This window comes from Bacteroidales bacterium (assembly GCA_035353855.1).
Taxonomy (GTDB): Bacteria; Bacteroidota; Bacteroidia; order Bacteroidales; family CG2-30-32-10; genus DAOQAK01.
This window is the reverse complement of record DAOQAK010000069.1, coordinates 1-17,270: the sequence shown is the minus strand read 5'-3', so window position 1 is coordinate 17,270 and position 17,270 is coordinate 1. Positions and strand designations below refer to the sequence as shown.

18 protein-coding genes are annotated in these 17,270 nt (G+C 33.6%); 8 read left to right on the top strand and 10 right to left on the bottom strand.

The window, feature by feature from the left end:
* Positions 1–169: 169 nt before the first annotated feature.
* The 4 genes from PKK00_14115 (at position 170) to PKK00_14100 (ending at position 3,520) form a co-directional block, all read left to right on the top strand.
* Positions 170–778, top strand: coding sequence for a bifunctional nuclease family protein (locus tag PKK00_14115; GenBank protein HNW99538.1), 609 nt, complete (start codon positions 170–172; stop codon positions 776–778).
* A 37-nt stretch (positions 779–815) separates the two neighbouring features.
* On the top strand, positions 816–1,607 hold the full coding sequence (locus PKK00_14110) for a thymidylate synthase (protein ID HNW99537.1): 792 nt from the start codon (positions 816–818) through the stop codon (positions 1,605–1,607).
* Between the two features lie 18 nt (positions 1,608–1,625).
* The gene (locus PKK00_14105; GenBank protein HNW99536.1) at positions 1,626–2,126 is read left to right on the top strand and encodes a dihydrofolate reductase; all 501 of its coding nucleotides are present in this window, start codon (positions 1,626–1,628) and stop codon (positions 2,124–2,126) included.
* Between the two features lie 167 nt (positions 2,127–2,293).
* Positions 2,294–3,520 carry a hypothetical protein gene (locus PKK00_14100; GenBank protein ID HNW99535.1) on the top strand — a complete coding sequence of 409 codons (1,227 nt, stop codon included), beginning with the start codon at positions 2,294–2,296 and terminating at the stop codon, positions 3,518–3,520.
* On the opposite strand, the gene PKK00_14095 is transcribed toward PKK00_14100, so the two are convergent.
* The 4 genes from PKK00_14095 to PKK00_14080 all read right to left on the bottom strand — a co-directional run bounded on the left by PKK00_14095 (position 3,517) and on the right by PKK00_14080 (position 7,736).
* A complete protein-coding gene (locus PKK00_14095) occupies positions 3,517–4,590 on the bottom strand; it encodes an alanine racemase (protein ID HNW99534.1) in 1,074 nt (357 codons plus the stop codon). The genes PKK00_14100 and PKK00_14095 overlap by 4 nt on opposite strands.
* A 56-nt stretch (positions 4,591–4,646) precedes the next feature.
* The gene (locus PKK00_14090; protein HNW99533.1) at positions 4,647–5,384 is read right to left on the bottom strand and encodes a DUF2817 domain-containing protein; all 738 of its coding nucleotides are present in this window, start codon (positions 5,382–5,384) and stop codon (positions 4,647–4,649) included.
* 220 nt (positions 5,385–5,604) lie between these two features.
* The gene (gene miaA / locus PKK00_14085; protein HNW99532.1) at positions 5,605–6,516 is read right to left on the bottom strand and encodes a tRNA (adenosine(37)-N6)-dimethylallyltransferase MiaA; all 912 of its coding nucleotides are present in this window, start codon (positions 6,514–6,516) and stop codon (positions 5,605–5,607) included.
* Positions 6,513–7,736 carry a glycosyltransferase family 2 protein gene (locus tag PKK00_14080; GenBank protein HNW99531.1) on the bottom strand — a complete coding sequence of 408 codons (1,224 nt, stop codon included), beginning with the start codon at positions 7,734–7,736 and terminating at the stop codon, positions 6,513–6,515. The genes miaA and PKK00_14080 overlap by 4 nt, the downstream gene beginning before the upstream one ends.
* Before the next feature lie 160 nt (positions 7,737–7,896).
* Here PKK00_14080 and PKK00_14075 point away from each other — a divergent pair, with 160 nt between their 5' ends.
* Entirely contained in the window at positions 7,897–8,613 is a 717-nt protein-coding gene (locus tag PKK00_14075; GenBank protein HNW99530.1) for a DUF4197 domain-containing protein, read from the top strand.
* A gap of 117 nt (positions 8,614–8,730) precedes the next feature.
* On the opposite strand, the gene mtnP is transcribed toward PKK00_14075, so the two are convergent.
* The gene (gene mtnP, locus PKK00_14070) at positions 8,731–9,477 is read right to left on the bottom strand and encodes an S-methyl-5'-thioadenosine phosphorylase (GenBank protein HNW99529.1); all 747 of its coding nucleotides are present in this window, start codon (positions 9,475–9,477) and stop codon (positions 8,731–8,733) included.
* A gap of 320 nt (positions 9,478–9,797) precedes the next feature.
* On the opposite strand from mtnP, the gene PKK00_14065 reads away from it, so the two are divergent.
* Both PKK00_14065 and PKK00_14060 read left to right on the top strand, forming a co-directional pair.
* Positions 9,798–10,388: a DUF2179 domain-containing protein gene (locus PKK00_14065; GenBank protein HNW99528.1), complete on the top strand. Its 591-nt coding sequence runs from the start codon at positions 9,798–9,800 to the stop codon at positions 10,386–10,388.
* Between the two features lie 77 nt (positions 10,389–10,465).
* Positions 10,466–10,918 carry an NUDIX hydrolase gene (locus PKK00_14060; protein HNW99527.1) on the top strand — a complete coding sequence of 151 codons (453 nt, stop codon included), beginning with the start codon at positions 10,466–10,468 and terminating at the stop codon, positions 10,916–10,918.
* A gap of 2 nt (positions 10,919–10,920) precedes the next feature.
* Here PKK00_14060 and PKK00_14055 read toward each other — a convergent pair whose 3' ends face one another.
* The 3 genes from PKK00_14055 to dacB form a co-directional block, all read right to left on the bottom strand.
* On the bottom strand, positions 10,921–11,484 hold the full coding sequence (locus tag PKK00_14055) for a hypothetical protein (GenBank protein ID HNW99526.1): 564 nt from the start codon (positions 11,482–11,484) through the stop codon (positions 10,921–10,923).
* Between the two features lie 488 nt (positions 11,485–11,972).
* Positions 11,973–12,992, bottom strand: a complete 1,020-nt coding sequence (locus PKK00_14050; protein HNW99525.1) for a branched-chain amino acid aminotransferase — start codon at positions 12,990–12,992, stop codon at positions 11,973–11,975.
* Positions 12,993–13,159: 167 nt separating this feature from the next.
* Complete coding sequence (gene dacB / locus PKK00_14045) at positions 13,160–14,650, bottom strand: D-alanyl-D-alanine carboxypeptidase/D-alanyl-D-alanine-endopeptidase (GenBank protein HNW99524.1); 1,491 nt, start codon at positions 14,648–14,650, stop codon at positions 13,160–13,162.
* Positions 14,651–14,883: 233 nt separating this feature from the next.
* Between dacB and PKK00_14040 the strand changes: the two genes are divergently transcribed.
* Positions 14,884–15,087, top strand: a complete 204-nt coding sequence (locus PKK00_14040; protein HNW99523.1) for a hypothetical protein — start codon at positions 14,884–14,886, stop codon at positions 15,085–15,087.
* Here the strand turns inward: PKK00_14040 and mnmD are convergent, their stop codons facing one another.
* Both mnmD and tnpA read right to left on the bottom strand, forming a co-directional pair.
* Positions 15,088–15,753: a tRNA (5-methylaminomethyl-2-thiouridine)(34)-methyltransferase MnmD gene (gene mnmD / locus PKK00_14035; protein ID HNW99522.1), complete on the bottom strand. Its 666-nt coding sequence runs from the start codon at positions 15,751–15,753 to the stop codon at positions 15,088–15,090.
* A gap of 772 nt (positions 15,754–16,525) precedes the next feature.
* The gene (tnpA, locus tag PKK00_14030) at positions 16,526–16,987 is read right to left on the bottom strand and encodes an IS200/IS605 family transposase (protein HNW99521.1); all 462 of its coding nucleotides are present in this window, start codon (positions 16,985–16,987) and stop codon (positions 16,526–16,528) included.
* Positions 16,988–17,270 lie beyond the last annotated feature (283 nt).

Sequence of the window (17,270 nt, the reverse complement as noted above, 5' to 3'; positions counted from 1 at the left end):
TGCCGTTCCTGTTTATCAATTTAAATTGTTTTAAAATTTAGTCGGACACTAATGATTTTTAATATATTTTTTTAGCCTTTATATTAAAAAATAAAATTTATTCTATCAGAAATTTTTCATAATTTTATGCCTTTTATAAATATAATAGCAGTTTAGTTCAAATTTCCTCATGGAGAAGATAAAACTACGCATCTTAGGCATATCATATAGTCAATCCCAATCAGGAGCTTATGCCCTTATACTAATTGAACATTCAGGCAAAAGAAGGCTCCCTATTATTATTGGTAGTTTCGAAGCACAATCCATTGCTATCGAATTAGAAAATATGAAACCTACACGTCCGCTAACGCATGACCTTTTTAAAATTTTTGTAGATACTTTCAGGATCAGCATTAAAGAAGTCATAATATATAAATTCGCTGATGGTATTTTTTATGCCAAGCTCATCTGTAATGATGGTACCAATAATTTCGAGATCGATTCACGCACTTCCGACGCAGTAGCTATATCGCTTAGAGTTCGCTGCCCTATTTATACCTACGAGAGCATACTAAATGCTGCAGGAATTAACATCGATGATGAAAACCCTGAAGCATCTTCTCCTGACGATACTATTTATAAGGAAAAGGTTTCTAATAAAAAAAATGAAGATAACGAATTCTCAAAATTAACGCTACCCGAATTGGAAGAATTACTGAATTCCGCTATTGAAGATGAAGCTTACGAGAAAGCCTCAAAAATACGTGATGAGATCAACCGTCGTAAAAAAGGCAAGTAATACTATTATATCAATGTTTATTAATTGAAAATATTAAATGAGACAATATCTCGATTTGATGGAGCATGTGCTTAACCACGGCACAAAAAAAGAAGACCGCACTGGGACAGGGACCGTTAGTGTTTTCGGCTACCAGATGCGATTTAACTTACAGGACGGGTTTCCACTTCTTACTACAAAAAAATTACACTTACGTTCTATTATTCATGAACTGCTTTGGTTCCTGAAAGGCGAAACCAATATCAAATATCTTAAAGATAATGGTGTAAGCATTTGGGATGAATGGGCAGATGCAAATGGCGATCTTGGACCTGTATACGGACATCAGTGGCGCTCATGGAATGCCGGCGATAAAACTATAGACCAGATTTCACAAATCATTCATCAAATAAAAAATAATCCTGATTCCCGCCGCATAATTGTAAGCGCATGGAATGTCGGCGAATTGGAAAAGATGGCGCTCCCCCCCTGCCATGTTCTTTTCCAGTTTTATGTTGCCGATAATAAACTTTCATGTCAGCTGTATCAGCGAAGTGCCGATATATTCATTGGAGTACCTTTTAATATTGCTTCGTATGCATTGCTAACACTGATGATTGCGCAAGTTTGTAATAAACAGCCCGGCGATTTCATCCATACATTCGGCGACGCCCATTTATATTTGAATCATATTGAGCAAACAAAATTACAGTTAACAAGAGAAGTAAGATCATTGCCTCAAATGAAAATCAACCCTGATGTAAAAGATATTTTCTCATTTAAATTTGAAGATTTTGAATTGATAAATTACGACCCGCATCCTCATATTAAAGCACCTGTTGCGGTATAGCGAAAAATAAAAAAATCAATGAATAAAAAAATTTCTATAATCGTAGCTATTGCAAAAAATAATGCCATAGGAAAAGATAACAAACTGTTATGGCATATATCCGATGATTTGAAACGTTTTAAAAAAATCACATCAGGATGTACTGTAATTATGGGAAAAAATACTTTTTATTCCTTACCTGTCCGCCCCTTACCTAATCGTAAAAATATTGTCATTACCGATATTCCCAACGAACAAATTGAAGGTTGCATTATGGCATATTCTATTGATGATGCTATAAACAAATGCGACGACACACAGGAAAATTTCATTATTGGCGGAGCTTCTGTTTACGGTCAGTTTCTTACTATTGCAAATAAATTATATATCACAAAAGTTGATAAAGATTTTGAAGGGGATTGTTTTTTCCCAGAAATAAACATGAATGAATGGATGCTTATCAGTACTGAAAACGGACAACCTGACGGGAAAAATGATTTTAAATACTCCTATCTTACCTATATCAGAAAAGAAAAATAATTTTATATTTTTTGCATACATTAATTTTAAGTTATCGATATTATTTTTTTTATATCTTCTTATTTTCAAAAAGATATCTTGGCATTAAATCAAAAACATTTAATATTTCTGGACATTAGGAATTTCATAACTTATCTTTGCATGTTAAATATATAATGGAATTGTGTATGAAGAAATTTTACATTTTTATTTTTTTACTTTTTGCCTTGAATTTAAATGCTCAGGTTAAAATTCTTTTCGATGCTACTAAAGCTGAAGCATCAGGCAATGGCGATTGGGTAATCGATGCCGACCAGCATAATCTGTATTTCACTTCAAGCGGTACAGTTACTACTACCGGCTCTGAATCAAATGCACAACAAATTCCAACTCCCGCACAATCAGGTATCACTAGCACAACAGTCGAAAGCTATTGGCAGGGCGCTCTTTCGTCGTGGGGAATTGATATGGTTAAAAAAGGTTATACCGTTGAATCACTCCCGTACAATGTTGCAATAACATACGGAACAACAAGCAATGCGCAGGATTTATCAAACTATAAAGTATTTATTATTGATGAACCTAATATCAGGTTTACAACTGCTGAGAAAACAGCAATCTTGAATTTTGTTCAGAACGGTGGAGGTTTGTTTATGATTTCCGATCATGACCAGTCTGACAGAAATAACGATGGATGGGATTCTCCGCATATCTTCAACGATTTTATGGATACCAATACAACACATCCTTTCGGAATTCATTTTGACTATACTGATATCAGCGGGACTTATTCTAATATAGCAACATTACCCGGCGATCCATTATTACATGGAGTTATGGGCGATGTAGCGAAAGTGATGTGGAGTAATGGTACTACAATGACTTTAAACACCACAAATAATAGTTCTGTGAAAGGTGTTGTTTTTAAAACAGGTGCATCAACAACAGGTACTACAAATGTTTTGGTTGCCTATTGTACATATGGAAGTGGGCGTGTTGCTGCAATGGGTGATAGTTCACCGGCTGATGATGGTTCGGGAGATACAGGCGACCAGCTTTATGATGGCTGGATTACCGATGCAAGTGGCAATCACGAAAAATTGATTGTGAATGCTACTATTTGGCTTGCAGGCGCAACAACCAGTATCACTGAGAATGCAAAGCCCTCAAGTATTTTTCTAAATCAAAAAACATACTCAGATAAAACTGAATTTATAGTTTCTTCTTCTGAAACACATACGAATTCTGAGTTTTGTATTTATGATCTACTAGGGAATCTTTTATACAAAACAACAAATCCGTTTACTGAAAAAATTGTTTTAATGAATAATTGTATAAAGAAAGGTATATTCATCTATAAATTATCTGTTGACGGAACTCCTGTAAAATCAGGAAAATTCGCTGTAATTGATTAATTTATTACTTCCGTATGAAAATCTTTTAGTTGGTGAACTGACAAACAGGAATGTGTTGGCAATATTCCAATAATGCTGCCGGTATTTATTTTGTTGATAAACTCAGATGTTGTTTTAATAACTCCATGTTCTTGCGATAATGAGGAAACATATGTGTTTGCAATAGGTTCACTCCATCCGTTTTCATTATATTCAACAACTAATCCAAATATTTTTTTGTTGTCGTTGTCAGTAACATAATCTTTCGATAGATGAATTGCGCCGCAATAAACTATAAATTCATTTCTTTCTTTATTGATTGAAACAACAGGACAGGCAACAGATACAGCGATTTTGCTTAAATCGCATGATCCGATAAAATATTGCATTATATCATAGAACACAAAGTTGCCCGGTCGTATTTCATCAATGCCCTCAAATATATTACAAATACTGCAACATGGTGTGTCGCCCGTAGATATTAGCATTGACGGAAAACTGCCGGAATATTTTTTCTTAAGAAAATTTATTTTTTTTAAAGCATCATTGTGAATCTTTTCAATTTCATTTTTTGATTTTGCCAAATACGAATGACCGGAATGTGTTAGAAAACCTTTAAATTCAAGCTTTCCGGAAGAGGAAATATTTTTCAGCAGTTCATCTATCATTACAAAATTGTTGTATTCAATTCCGCTGCGATGATGACCGGTATCAATTTCTATAAAGATGCCAACGGTGTCAGTGAGATTTTTATTAAGGTATTGAACGGTGAAAATGTTATCCGCAATAATATTTAATTCGATTTTTTTTGCAAGCGCATTTATTTCTGTTGCTTCATGAATATTAGCAGGAAAAGCAATTGTAATATTTTTCCAACCGTTATCAGCAAAATATTTTGCCATCGAAACAGAAGAAACAGTTATTGCTTCAACTCCTTCATTTCTGAACCATTCACCAACTTCAGCCATTTGATGTGTTTTGAAATGCGGACGAAAAATAAGGTTGTGTTTTTTTGCCTTTTCAAACATTGCTTTAATATTTGCAATGCTTCTGGCTTTATCAATGATTAATGTTGGCTGTTTTATGTTCATGAATTTTTATTGCTCGATTGTTAATTTTAAAATTCGAATTCCGAAATTAAAAATTTTTAATATCCTTTCTCAACTACTTCAACCAAAGTTTTTACAATATCACGTTGCAGCGAATCAGCAGGAAATTCAGGCATTTCAATAGTTACAACTTCCTTTTGTTTATCATGACCGAAATAACTCCCCATTGAACCGGGAGTATCGTAGCCCATATCATCTTCAATTCTCATTCCTGTTCGTAAAGATATAAATTCAGCAAGAGTTTTTCCTTTGCCATCATAATTTATAAAATCGAAATACTGGTGTAAAACTATTACCACATCAGGGTTGTACAGCGAATCGATTTTTAAAATAAATTTTGTTTCTTTTTCTGAAGCAGGCTGATTCCCGCCCCAGAAGCCTTTTTTATCTCTTTTTATTTTTGCTGAATCTTCGTAAATCCAGTTCTTTGAAGGGAAGTTGCGGTTAATATCAACACGGTTCGCATTCATCCTGGTGTTGAGAATATTGCCATCGGGGTTAGCGCTGGGTATGCAAATTAAAGTATTTGCGAGTTTATCTTTTGAAAAAATTTCATTCAAAATTTTTATTGAAAGAATAATGCCTATTTTTTCATTCCCGTGAACAGTTCCGATTAAAAGAATTTTTTTTCCATTGTCTCCTCTTTTGTAATAATACATGATGTTGCCTTTAATAGTTTTGTCTTTGATGACAATTATGTCGGTAACAGTAATTCCGGCAGTTAGGATGATAAAAGAAAAAAGGAAGAATATTTTTATATATAATGATTTATGCATTTGTAAATCTATTGAAAATGTTTTACAAAAATAAATCAATTTTTGAAGAGGAAATAAAACAAAAGGGTATAAGAAAAATATTTTTTGTTAGTCAGATATACAGAGGGTAACCTTAAGGTCGCCTCCTTAATAATAAAAAATTTGTTCCGTTATTTATATAAATTGCCACGACCTTTAGGTCGTGGTTGAATAATTGAAAAGATTGGGCTTTAGCCCAAAATTATTTTAACCCGCTTTGTTCGATAATAATTTTTACTTTATCATCAAGAGGCAATTCCATATCAATCCAGCGGATATTAGTTCCGTTGCGTTCCATGTGGCGGAACCACGTCATCTGGCGTTTTGCAAATTGGTGAATGGCTGTATTCAAAAGCGAGAACATGGTGTCAATGTCAATTTCATTTAAAAGATATTGTGTTACAAATTTGTATTCCAAGCCGTATGATTTCAGTCTTTCTGGTTTGATTCCTTCTTTTAAAAGCGCCTCAACTTCTTCAAGCATGCCAAAGTGAATGCGTTCGCGAAGTCGTGATGTTATTTGTTCACGCAATTTTTTTCTGTCAGCATTGATTCCAAAAACGAATGGTTCGAACTTTGGAAATTCAAGATTATTTTCTTTCTGAGATGACTGGAATTCGGCAATTTCAAGTGCTCGCAATAAACGTTCGCGGTTAACGGTGTCGGTAGTATTATGAAGTTTTATTTTTTTTCCAAGGATTATTTTTAATTCATCATCGCTTTTATCGTCAAGCTTTTCTCTCAATTTTTTATTTTCCGGAACATCATGAAAAACATAAGGTTTTAAAACAGATTCGAGGTATAAGCCAGTGCCACCGCAGAGAATAGGAATTTTCTTTCGTGAAGTAATATTGTTAAAAGCTTTTATGAATTCTTTCTGAAAGTCGAAAACACTGAATTCTTCGCCGGGTTCAAATATATCTATGAGATGATGCGGAATATTTTTTTCGTTAACAATGTAATCTTTCAAATCTTTGCCCGTTCCAATATCCATGCGTTTGAAAACCTGTCGTGAATCGGCACTGATGATTTCGCCCGAAATGCAATAGGCAAGCGCAGAAGCAAGTTTTGTTTTGCCTGTAGCAGTGGGGCCAAGAATGACAATCAGTTTCATAAAACGTTTATTCTTTCCTGTAAAATTTCTTCGATGTTTGCAAGATAATTTCTAATTCTGTTCAATTGCTCCACTGAAGAATTACTGAAATCAAAGTTATCAAAATCGTTTGGATTTTCAATAGGTTTGATTGAAGAAAACAATTTAGAATAGTTTTCTTTTAAACATTGTTCATCTGAAATGTCAAGCTGCGACTGCGTTTGCTTGCAGTATTGAAGAATCCGCAACCCGTCGATTTTCTCATGACATGCTCGGACAAACTGTTTTTCACTATTGAAATTTTTTCTGAGCGGTTCCCAAATATCTTCTTTTTTAAAAATTTCTTTGATAAAATTTGTAAGCGGTGTCTCAAAAGATTTAGTTAATAAATCAGGAAATGCATCATAAGTTTTTTTTATGTCAGAAAAAAGCGAATTATGATAAATAGGGTAACTGCTCCAATCGCCTTGATTTCCTTTGATCATAGCCGGACCTGTACCGAAAAACACACGGTCGGAAAAACGTGCGGCAGGAAAAACTTTTTCGGAATTATGAATAATGATGTTACCGTATTTTTTTAATTTTTGAAGAAAATAAAAATCTTCCCCACTGAGCTTTGGTGTCATGCCACCAATTGCTTTGTATGCCGAAACAGTTACTGCTATTGCACTTCCGAGTGCTGTAAAAGCATAAGGCGAATTAATGTTCATCAAATTGATCGCATAATTACGCATATAAATTTCGTAATGCAAAATTGCTTTATCTTCTGCCTCTGAACCTGTGAGTCTGTGATAATAAGGGTTTGAAAGAGCAGCAGCGTTTTGATTTTTAGAAAATATATCAATTATTGAAGAAAAATATTTTTCAGAAAAAACAGTATCGGCATCCAGGCTTAGAATAATGTCGTTGTTATTTGCTTTTTTTGAAATGTAATCCATTATTGTTTTTCGTGCCCATCCAACACCTTTTTTATTTCCCTGCCATCCGTTGCCTTTCGATGTTTTATCAATAATGGTAATATGTTCGCTGTTTTTCTTTATCAGGAAATCAAATATTTTTTTATTGTTCAGGCAAATATTTTTTTTCTCCGGAATATCCCAACAATCTTCAGGTTGGTTGATGCAAATCACTACATGAAAGTTACGGTACAATTGTTTTTCAATACAGTTGATGCAATGCGGAAGCATTTCTGTTTCGTCCATTACCGGCAATGATATAAATATTTTAGGATAATATTTCATTTGATTTCAAAAGTAGAAATAAGTTTTGAATGAAAAATATTATTTCATGAATTACAAATAGAAAACATAAAGAACAAAATATATTAGAAAAATAAAAAGGTACAATTCTTGTTATCTTCAATTTAAAATCTTTAATTTTATAATCTCAAAAAATAAAAATATGAAAGCAATTCGTTTGTATGCAGTTTTGTTTGTGCTGATAGGCCTTGCTGCCTGCAAAGCACAGGATATTAATAAAGCTATAAATGCTGTTAATAATACAGTAAAGAGTAATACACTAACAAATTCAGAGATCATTCAGGGTTTGAAAGAGGCATTAAAAGTTGGAACCAACAATTCGGTTACCAGCGCATCAGCAGTTGACGGCTTCTTCAAAAATTCATTGATAAAAATTCCTTTTCCTTCCGAAGCACAGGCGATGGAAACAAAATTGCGTTCTATAGGTATGGGCGACCAATGCGATAAATTTGTTGAAACGTTGAACCGTGGCGCAGAAGAAGCTTCTAAATCGGCTGCCAATATTTTTCTGAATGCTATCACAAATCTTACCATTTCCGATGGAATGAAAATTCTGAAAGGCGCTGATAATGCTGCAACGCAGTATTTGCAGGATAATACAACCGCTTCATTGAAAACATCTTTTTTACCTATTGTAAAATCAGCATTACAAAAAGTTGAAGTAACCAAATACTGGAACCCGCTGGCAACAGCTTACAACAAAATCCCTTTGGTAACAAAAGTAAACCCCGACCTTGATGCTTATGTTACAGATAAAGCTATTAGCGGCTTATTCAAACTCATTGCTGCTGAAGAATACAAAATCCGTAAAGACCCCGCAGCAAGAATTACCGATATTCTGAAAAAAGTTTTTGCATAGAGAGAGAAGGTTAGGGGTATAGGAACTAAGGTATAGGGTAAAATATCCTTATACCTTTATACCAAATACCCTTTTAATACTTTAAAATTAAAAACAAATTAAAAAAAGGAAAAGTTTCTAAATCTTCGAAATAGCCAGCAGCAATAGTTTGGTGACGTTCTCCACATTTTTCTGAAATACTTTTAAAACTTCTTCCCAGGTTACGGGTGCTTCATCGGTCTTCCAGCAATCGTAATCAGTGCTTAAAGCTATTGCTGCGTAAGGGATTCCGGCTTCGTTAGCCAATGCGCATTCGGGAGCAGTCGACATATTGATAACATCGGCACCCCATATACGAAACATGTTCGATTCGGCGCGTGTTGAAAATCGTGGGCCTTCAATAGTTACAACAGTTCCTTTTTTATGATGACTTAATTGTAATGATTCAGCACAATCGCAAAGATGCTTTCTTAAAATTTCATCAAATGGTTCTGCCATGGGCGTATGCACAGGTTCATCATCTTCAAATTTTTTAGTGTATGTGATTTCGCGATGTCTTGTAAAATCAATAAACTGATCGAGAATAACCATATCACCTCTTTTAATATTTTCGCGAAGACTTCCGCAGGCAGTAGTAGCAATTATATGCGAACATCCAAGTTGTTTTAAGGCAAGAATATTTGCTTTATTATTTACCTGTGTTGGGGGGATGTTATGCCTTCGCCCATGACGTGAAATGATCATGATTTCATTTTCATCAATAATTCCCGAAAATATTGTAGAACTTGGACTTCCATACTGTGTGGAATGATTGATTTCTTTTTTGTTGGTGAACAGATCGAGCTTCTCAAGCCCCGAACCACCTATGATTCCTATCTTTTTCATGAAATAAAGATAAGAAAAATATTTTAATAAATAGATTGAATTTATATTTTTCTTGTTCTTTCTCCATGATGAGAAAGAACCAAAGAATCTGGCAAATCAGAACTTCAGCGCGCTCTACTATAATGCAGAATTCTAAACAAAGACATTCCGAAAGTTCGGAACTTTGTAAGAATTCTAAGCATTATAGCATTCACCCTTGCACAGACCTCGCTGATTTGCCTTGCCAACGCTCATTATGATATTTAACATTTGTTATTCTTATTATTAAAAATGTTCAATAATACCCAAATGAATTCTTAATTTTGCAAAAAAAATATTTTATGGACACAGGATTTTTTAATTCCGATATTTTTGCATGGGTTATATTACCCATATTAATTTTCTTGTCACGTATTTGCGATGTGAGCATTGGTACAATACGATTGATATTTGTTTCAAAAGGTTTTAAAATCATTGCACCATTACTGGGATTCTTTGAAGTTATAATCTGGCTGGTAGCTGTAAGTCAGATCATGAAACACCTTGATAATATTGTTTGCTACATTGCATATGGTGGTGGTTTTGCAATGGGCAACTATGTTGGAATGTATCTTGAAGAAAAGCTGTCGATAGGAAATGTGATCATCAGGATTATTTCAAAAGTAGAGGATTCGCAGCTTATAAAACATTTAAAGGAAAATAATTTCGGACTCACTATTCTTGATGCTGAAGGTGCGCAACAAAAAGTGAAAATAATTTTTTCAGTTATAAAGCGCGAAGACGTGAACCGGATAGTTAGTGTTATTAATGAAATTAATCCTCATGCTTTTTATACTATTGAGGAAGTGAAAACCGTTAATGAAGGCGTTTTCAGGCCAGGTCAAAAGAAATTATTGAACGCATTTTCGTTTATTAATAAAAAAGGAAAATAGTATTTTATCAGATTTATTCGTCAGGCTTCGATAAACTCAGCCTGACAAGCATAAGAAAATAATTATAAATTAACATAATGCCTTTCGGGAAAATAAGTGTTCGTGTTTATGGTTTGCTTATGAATAGCGAAAAGCAAATTCTTGTTACTGATGAAATTTATGAAGGACAAAGACTGACAAAGTTTCCCGGTGGCGGAATGGAAAAGGGCGAAGGTGCTATTGATTGCCTGAAGCGTGAATGCATTGAAGAGCTTGGCCAGGAAGTAAATGTGAAAGAACATTTTTATACAAGCGATAATTATATTCCTTCAACTTTTTATCCCGATTTTCAAATTATTTGTATTTATTATTTTATTGAAACAAAAGAAAAATATTGTTTTGAGATAAAACAAAAACGTTTTGACTTTGCCAATGAAACTTCCAATACTGTTGTTTTTCGCTGGGTTCCGCTTGATAAAATAAAAGATGAACCTTTTACTTATGATAATGATAAGAAAGTTGTAAGAATGTTATACAACAGTTATAAATAAAATTATTTGGTTTTTAAATGAATTGTAATCTCTGGTATATCATAATAATCAAGATTTTCGAGCATAGCCTGAATTTTATATTTCCATTTTTTTTGAATTCCATCATGTATCCCAGAATTATGTTTGTCAAATTTTATAGATTCTCTCTCAAGTTTTTTTATGTATTTTTTGTACATGTAATGTGCTTCATTTAATGATTTAGCTTTAATAATACTTCTTCTTAGTTTCCTTGCATATATCTCGCAAATATCAAAATGGCCTTGTTCATGAATTAAAGAAGCTGTATCAGTATTTGATTTTATCCATGATTCATTTCTGTCAGCAGCTGCATAAATTTTAAAACTGATATCATTATTTATCACCTCATTTTGTACAAAAATGCAAAATTTAATTTTGGCTAATCCATGAGTTTTTGCATATAAATCTTGTTCTTCCTTATATTTTCCTTTAAAATCATTAAATGTTAATTTTGTTTCTTTGCTCCAATGAATAACGTCAACATTGGTGTCTTTATAAGAAAAAAGTAATGAAAGATAAATAGGAATGAATATTGTTTTAATAATCATGGATAGAGAAAAAATTAATTGAAATCTTTATAAAATTAAAAAATATTTTCAATATCAAATTTTCCATTTTACATTTTCAATCATCAATCTGCTTTTTAAAAGTCATTGGTTGAAAGTTTGGGCAGCTGGTTTGGTATGAGGTCAATGGTTGATGGGTAAAGCGACTGGATAGGTAAAAGTTATTAATAAAAATAAATTTCTATCAACTAACCACTCTCAACCAAACCAGTGGCGCAACCTAAAAACATTCAACATAATTCTCAATTTACTATGAAAAGTCAAAAGTTGTTAGGTGTGGCGACTAGTATAGTTAAAGGTTAAACGGTTATTGTATAAACACTCCATCAACAAAAAACATACACCTAAACCAGTTGCCCAACCCAAAAACAATCAATAAACTTTTTTCTATTTGATATTTTCTATTTTAACTTTTCAATCCGCCGTGGCGGAGCCATAAACAAAAAATCCCGCATTCGCGGGACTTTTTATTACTCAATAACTAAGTTCCATTTAAATTTATCTTCTTCTTCACCGCTTTGTATGCCTTGCAATCTCTTGTATAACTTGGTTGAGATAGGACCGGCTACGCCATCTTTACAATATTCATAGGTCTTTTTTATATCGCGATCGAATATTTTTTTAATGGGCGAAATAACCGCAGCAGTACCACATGCGCCTACTTCATCAAAATCGGCAAGTTCTTCAACAGCAATTCTTCTGCGTTCAACTGTCAAGCCCATATCGCGTGCAAGTTCAATAAGACTCATGTTGGTAATTGATGGAAGTATGGAATGAGATTCAGGTGTAATATATTTATTACCTTTTATTGCAAAGAAATTTGCAGGACCCGCTTCGTCAATATATTTCTTTTCAATAGCATCGAGGAAAATAGCTGTGCTGTATCCTTCATCATGTGCGCGTTCGCCTGCACGTAAGCTGGCTGCATAATTTCCTCCAACTTTAATACTTCCTGTTCCCAGAGGTGCTGCACGGTCGTAATCCCTTACAATCTGCGCACTAACAGGATTGAATCCTTCTTTAAAATAAGGACCAACAGGGCCAACGAAGATCATGAACATGTATTCTTTTGCCGGCTTCACGCCAACCTGCGGACCTGAACCAATGAGTAACGGCCTGATGTATAATGATGCTCCGGTACCAAATGGAGGAACATATTTTTCATTCTTCTTAATAACCGTCGTCATTGCTTCTTTGAATAATTCAGCAGGAACAGGTTGCATCATAATACCATCGGCAGAGCGATTCAATCGCTTGCTATTCTCTTCCCAGCGGAATACACGAATTTTATTGTCTTTTCCTCTGAAAGCTTTCATGCCTTCAAAAGCTTCCTGCCCGTAATGCAGCGCTGTTGCTGCCATGTGCAGGGTTATAAATTCAGAATCCGTGATTTCAATTTTGCCCCATTCGCCATTTTTCCAGTAAGCGCGAACATTATAATCGGTTTTAAAATAACCGAAAGGCAGGTTTTTCCAATCAATATTTTGCATGTCTTTATATATTTAATAATTAAAAAAAAACGTTAAATAGTACGGGCTAAGATACTAATATTTTCATAGCTGCAAATATTTTTTATCTTATTTTTTACATGTACTATATGCCTGTAAAAACAGGCATTTCAGCGAAATAATATAAGGGCTTATGTTATGAAAAAATATCAGATATTCGTTTCAGCAATGAGTATCATTATTTTTTCCAGCAGAGAACGTATTTTTTCAGCAGAAGCAGTATGACCATTTACAATAATTCCAAAAGTAAGCAGGTGGTTATTTTTGTTTGTTACATAACCGGTATATGAACGAATACCGCGCATATAGCCACTTTTAGCGCGAAGATTATTTTCTGCAATTGTTCCTTTAAAAATAGTGCTTATTGTTCCTGAACGACCGGCAAGTGGCAAGGTCTGGTAAAAAACATCATACAATGAATCGCTCATGAAGGCTCGCATTATAGAAGCAAGCTGACGTGGCGAAACCCTGTCGTCAGGCGATAAGCCACTTCCATCAATCATTTTGAAACCGGTAAGGTCAACGCCTTTTGATCTCCAGAAATCGGTAACTATCCTTGTTCCTACTGAAGTGGTTCCTTTTCCTGTTTTCTCATATGCCAGGATTTTTAAAATGGTTTCGGCATATGCATTAATACTACGCTGATTTGTGTGATAAATAATTGTATCAAGTGGCGGACTTGAAATAGAATGGAACACCGTAAATGATTGAAATTTTTTAAGACGACCTGAATCTGCAAGCATTTTAATAGTAGTGCAGGAATCGGTTATAACAATTCCACTGTCTTTAAGAATTTTATACAGAGCATAAGCACAATAAAAAGAAGGGTCGGGCAATGATGAACGAAGAATATATTCTTTTTTATTGTAAGGTATCCATCCTTTTATCATTCTTGTATTATCATATGGGCCGCCGAATGTCCATGTATCATCAGCAGTATATTTAGTACCGGTAAGTACGTTATTATCTATTTTAATGTACGGAATAGGTGGATTAAGTTCTTTAACTTTTGCTTTAGCTTTATAATATTTGCCCGATTGAAGAGTTATGATAAATGAATTTTCATGGAAGTTAAGTCCTGAAGAACCTGTGCCGTAATAATTACCAAGGTCGCCGTAAAGCCACGATGGCGGAGCAATAGTATCGTCGAATATGCTGGCATCGGCAATCACAGAACCTTCAATTTTTTTAATTCCTAATTTCTGAATGCGCTGCAACCAGTCAGGAAGTAAATATTTTATGTCGTTCATCGTATCAATACGTGGCGAGCCCAACGTTGGATCCCCTCCCCCTTTAATAAAAATATTTCCGTGAAGTACTCCTGATGTATCGATATCCCCATCGTACATCAAATAGGTTTTAAACGTATAATCTTTTCCAAGCATTGAAAGCGAAGCAGCAGTATTTACAGCTTTCATGGTCGACGCGGGAATAAGACCGGTATCAGAATTCAATTCAACTACTGTTTTTCCTGAATCAGCAGTTAACACACAAATCCCCCATTTAGCTTTTGTCATAAATGAGTTTTTTGTGAGTTTGTCGATTTCAGCTTTAAGCTTTATAACAGATGAATCCACTTTATTTTGTGTGGATGTATCGGGTTGTTCCTGTGTGTATGCATTGATATTACATAGAAACAACAGGCAAAAAATGCAGACGAAATATTTTGATAAGTAACTCTTCATACTAATATACAAAGATAGTTTGAATAATTTTATTTACTGTAATAATTAGAAAAGTTATTAAACATTTATAGTTAATTAAATTCTCAATTCAAATAAAAAAAGAGTTTTATATTCTTTAACTTTGATATATAGATATTGAACAGGTTGCTGTGGCAGCCTGATAAAAACGAGTATAAAAATGGAATGTTATGAAAAAAATTCTCCTCATTCTGTTTTATATGATTTTATTTGTTTCTGCATCAATCCTGCTATTCCAGATGCCTTACGTTATTGCAGGTGAAAAACTTTTCTGTAATACTAACGAACTTATCCTATCATTATTGGGAGGCGCTGTATCAGGATTAATAATGGGACTATTTAATATAGCCGACAAAGAATATTCTGAAGAATAATTATTTTTTCACTGCTCTTAAAATTTCTCTTTTCCCTTTGGGACCAGGAAGTTTTTCTATTGCAAAACCAACACCTTTTAAAATTCTTTTCACATTTCCTTTCGTAGAGTACGTTGCAAGTACAGCACCAGTTTTCATACATTCAAATAATTTCCTGAAAATTTCTTCCGTCCACATTTCTGGCTGTATGTCGGGTGCAAAGGCATCAAAATAAACCAAATCAAAAAATGAAGAAGCTTCATCTATTTTATCGGCTGAAATATTTTTTTTATTCAGAGAAAAATATTCTGAGATTTTAATTTCTTCATTCCATTTACATCGATGAAGTTGTAAAAAAATATTTTCCTCAATACCCAGTAATGACGGGTAATTCAAAGAAGTGAATATTTTTTCGTCAAGAGGGTATAATTCTATACTTGTATAATTGCAATTGATTTTTTTACCGGATGTTTCGAGAAAAGTAAGTAACGCGTTAAGCCCGGTTCCAAAGCCTATTTCAAGGATTGAAATAGTTTTTTTGTTTTCGGGAACATGTTTTAATCCTGCATTGATAAAAATATGCTGTGATTCGGAAATAGCTCCATGAACAGAATGATAATGCTCTTTCAAACCGGGAACGGAAAGGGTGTGCGAGCCATCTTCTGTAATTTCAAGTTCTACATTCATTCTTTTACTTATTATTATTTTGTAAAAACAGGGTAGTACCTACGGTACATTTATTTTTTATTTATATGTTTTTTTACCAAGCTGTTGTCCCTAACGGGAAAAAATTTCCAATATATCATTTTTATACTGTAGGCATTAAAGCTTGGTAAAAATAAACAATAATTAAGATTATGATGTGCCGTAAGCACTACCCATTTCTTCCTAAATTCTTTTACAAAGCTATTGTCCCTTACAGGACAAAATATATAATATATCTTTTGATATGCCGTAGGCATTAAAGCTTGGTAAAAAAGAACAATAATTAAGATTATGATGTGCCGTAAGCACTACCCATTTCTTCCTAAATTCTTTTACAAAGCTATTGTCCCTTACAGGACAAAATATATAATATATCTTTTGATATGCCGTAGGCATTAAAGCTTGGTAAAAAAGAACAATAATTAAGATTATGATGTGCCGTAAGCACTACCCATTTCTTCCTAAATTCTTTTACAAAGCTATTGTCCCTTACAGGACAAAATATATAATATATCTTTTGATATGCCGTAGGCATTAAAGCTTGGTAAAAAAGAACAGCAATTAAGATTATGATGTGCCGTAGGCACTACCCATTTCTTCCTAAATTCTTTTACAAAGCTATTGTCCCTTACAGGACAAAATATATAATATATCTTTTGATATGCCGTAGGCATTAAAGCTTGGTAAAAAAGAACAGCAATTAAGATTATGATGTGCCGTAGGCACTACCCTCTTCTTCCCGAATAAAAATGTATTATTCCAGTTCTTTGAATATATACTTCTCGTCATAATCAATTTCAAATTTTTTCAACATTTCTTTATATTCCTCTAAAAATGTTTTTTTTCTGTGATGTTCCTCCTGGTTTAAAACATATTTAACTACAGCATCAGTATGTGATTTTGAATATGAAAATGCTCCATATCCTTCTTGCCAACGGAACTTTCCTAAAACTAATTTTTGTTTATTTATCCATTCCGATGAATCGCCTTTTACTAACTGCATCAATTCGGATAATGATTGATTGGACCGCATTCCAAAAAATATATGCATATGGTCAGGCATGCTGTTAATTGCAAGTGTCTTGTGTCCATTATTATTTATAATGGCAATGATATACTTATGCAATCGTTCTTTAAATAAATTATTTATTACAGCATCTCTGAATTTCACAGCAAAAACGCATTGAATATGAATCTGTGTATAAGTGTTTGACATTTTATTTTAGCGGTTGTACCTAATGGTACATAAATTAGTTGTTTGTATATTTTACCAAGCTGTTGTCCCTAACGGGACAAAATTAAAAATTTATTGTTGTTCAATTGAATATTCTATGATATGTTTGAATGTCCTGATTTTAATGTTTTATTATATATCGCCTCTAACGAGGCTATAAAAGCACAATAGGTTCGAAATAAAAAATTAATCGGTAAACAATGTTAATTATTTATCAATAGTTCGTTAATTTTTTTATACGTTTTAACAAGCAATTTTACCAAGC

Excerpts from the sequence above, each read along its gene's own strand:
- PKK00_14095 (HNW99534.1), bottom strand. The coding sequence starts at position 4,590 with ATGAACATAAAACAGCCAACATTAATCATTGATAAAGCCAGAAGCATT.
- PKK00_14110 (HNW99537.1), top strand. The coding sequence starts at position 816 with ATGAGACAATATCTCGATTTGATGGAGCATGTGCTTAACCACGGCACA.
- PKK00_14100 (HNW99535.1), top strand. The coding sequence starts at position 2,294 with ATGAAGAAATTTTACATTTTTATTTTTTTACTTTTTGCCTTGAATTTA.
- miaA (HNW99532.1), bottom strand. The coding sequence starts at position 6,516 with ATGAAACTGATTGTCATTCTTGGCCCCACTGCTACAGGCAAAACAAAA.
- PKK00_14090 (HNW99533.1), bottom strand. The coding sequence starts at position 5,384 with ATGCATAAATCATTATATATAAAAATATTCTTCCTTTTTTCTTTTATC.
- mnmD (HNW99522.1), bottom strand. The coding sequence starts at position 15,753 with ATGAATGTAGAACTTGAAATTACAGAAGATGGCTCGCACACCCTTTCC.
- PKK00_14115 (HNW99538.1), top strand. The coding sequence starts at position 170 with ATGGAGAAGATAAAACTACGCATCTTAGGCATATCATATAGTCAATCC.
- mtnP (HNW99529.1), bottom strand. The coding sequence starts at position 9,477 with ATGAAAAAGATAGGAATCATAGGTGGTTCGGGGCTTGAGAAGCTCGAT.
- PKK00_14080 (HNW99531.1), bottom strand. The coding sequence starts at position 7,736 with ATGAAATATTATCCTAAAATATTTATATCATTGCCGGTAATGGACGAA.
- PKK00_14060 (HNW99527.1), top strand. The coding sequence starts at position 10,466 with ATGCCTTTCGGGAAAATAAGTGTTCGTGTTTATGGTTTGCTTATGAAT.
- PKK00_14065 (HNW99528.1), top strand. The coding sequence starts at position 9,798 with ATGGACACAGGATTTTTTAATTCCGATATTTTTGCATGGGTTATATTA.
- PKK00_14105 (HNW99536.1), top strand. The coding sequence starts at position 1,626 with ATGAATAAAAAAATTTCTATAATCGTAGCTATTGCAAAAAATAATGCC.
- PKK00_14040 (HNW99523.1), top strand. The coding sequence starts at position 14,884 with ATGAAAAAAATTCTCCTCATTCTGTTTTATATGATTTTATTTGTTTCT.
- PKK00_14050 (HNW99525.1), bottom strand. The coding sequence starts at position 12,992 with ATGCAAAATATTGATTGGAAAAACCTGCCTTTCGGTTATTTTAAAACC.
- PKK00_14055 (HNW99526.1), bottom strand. The coding sequence starts at position 11,484 with ATGATTATTAAAACAATATTCATTCCTATTTATCTTTCATTACTTTTT.
- PKK00_14075 (HNW99530.1), top strand. The coding sequence starts at position 7,897 with ATGAAAGCAATTCGTTTGTATGCAGTTTTGTTTGTGCTGATAGGCCTT.
- tnpA (HNW99521.1), bottom strand. The coding sequence starts at position 16,987 with ATGTCAAACACTTATACACAGATTCATATTCAATGCGTTTTTGCTGTG.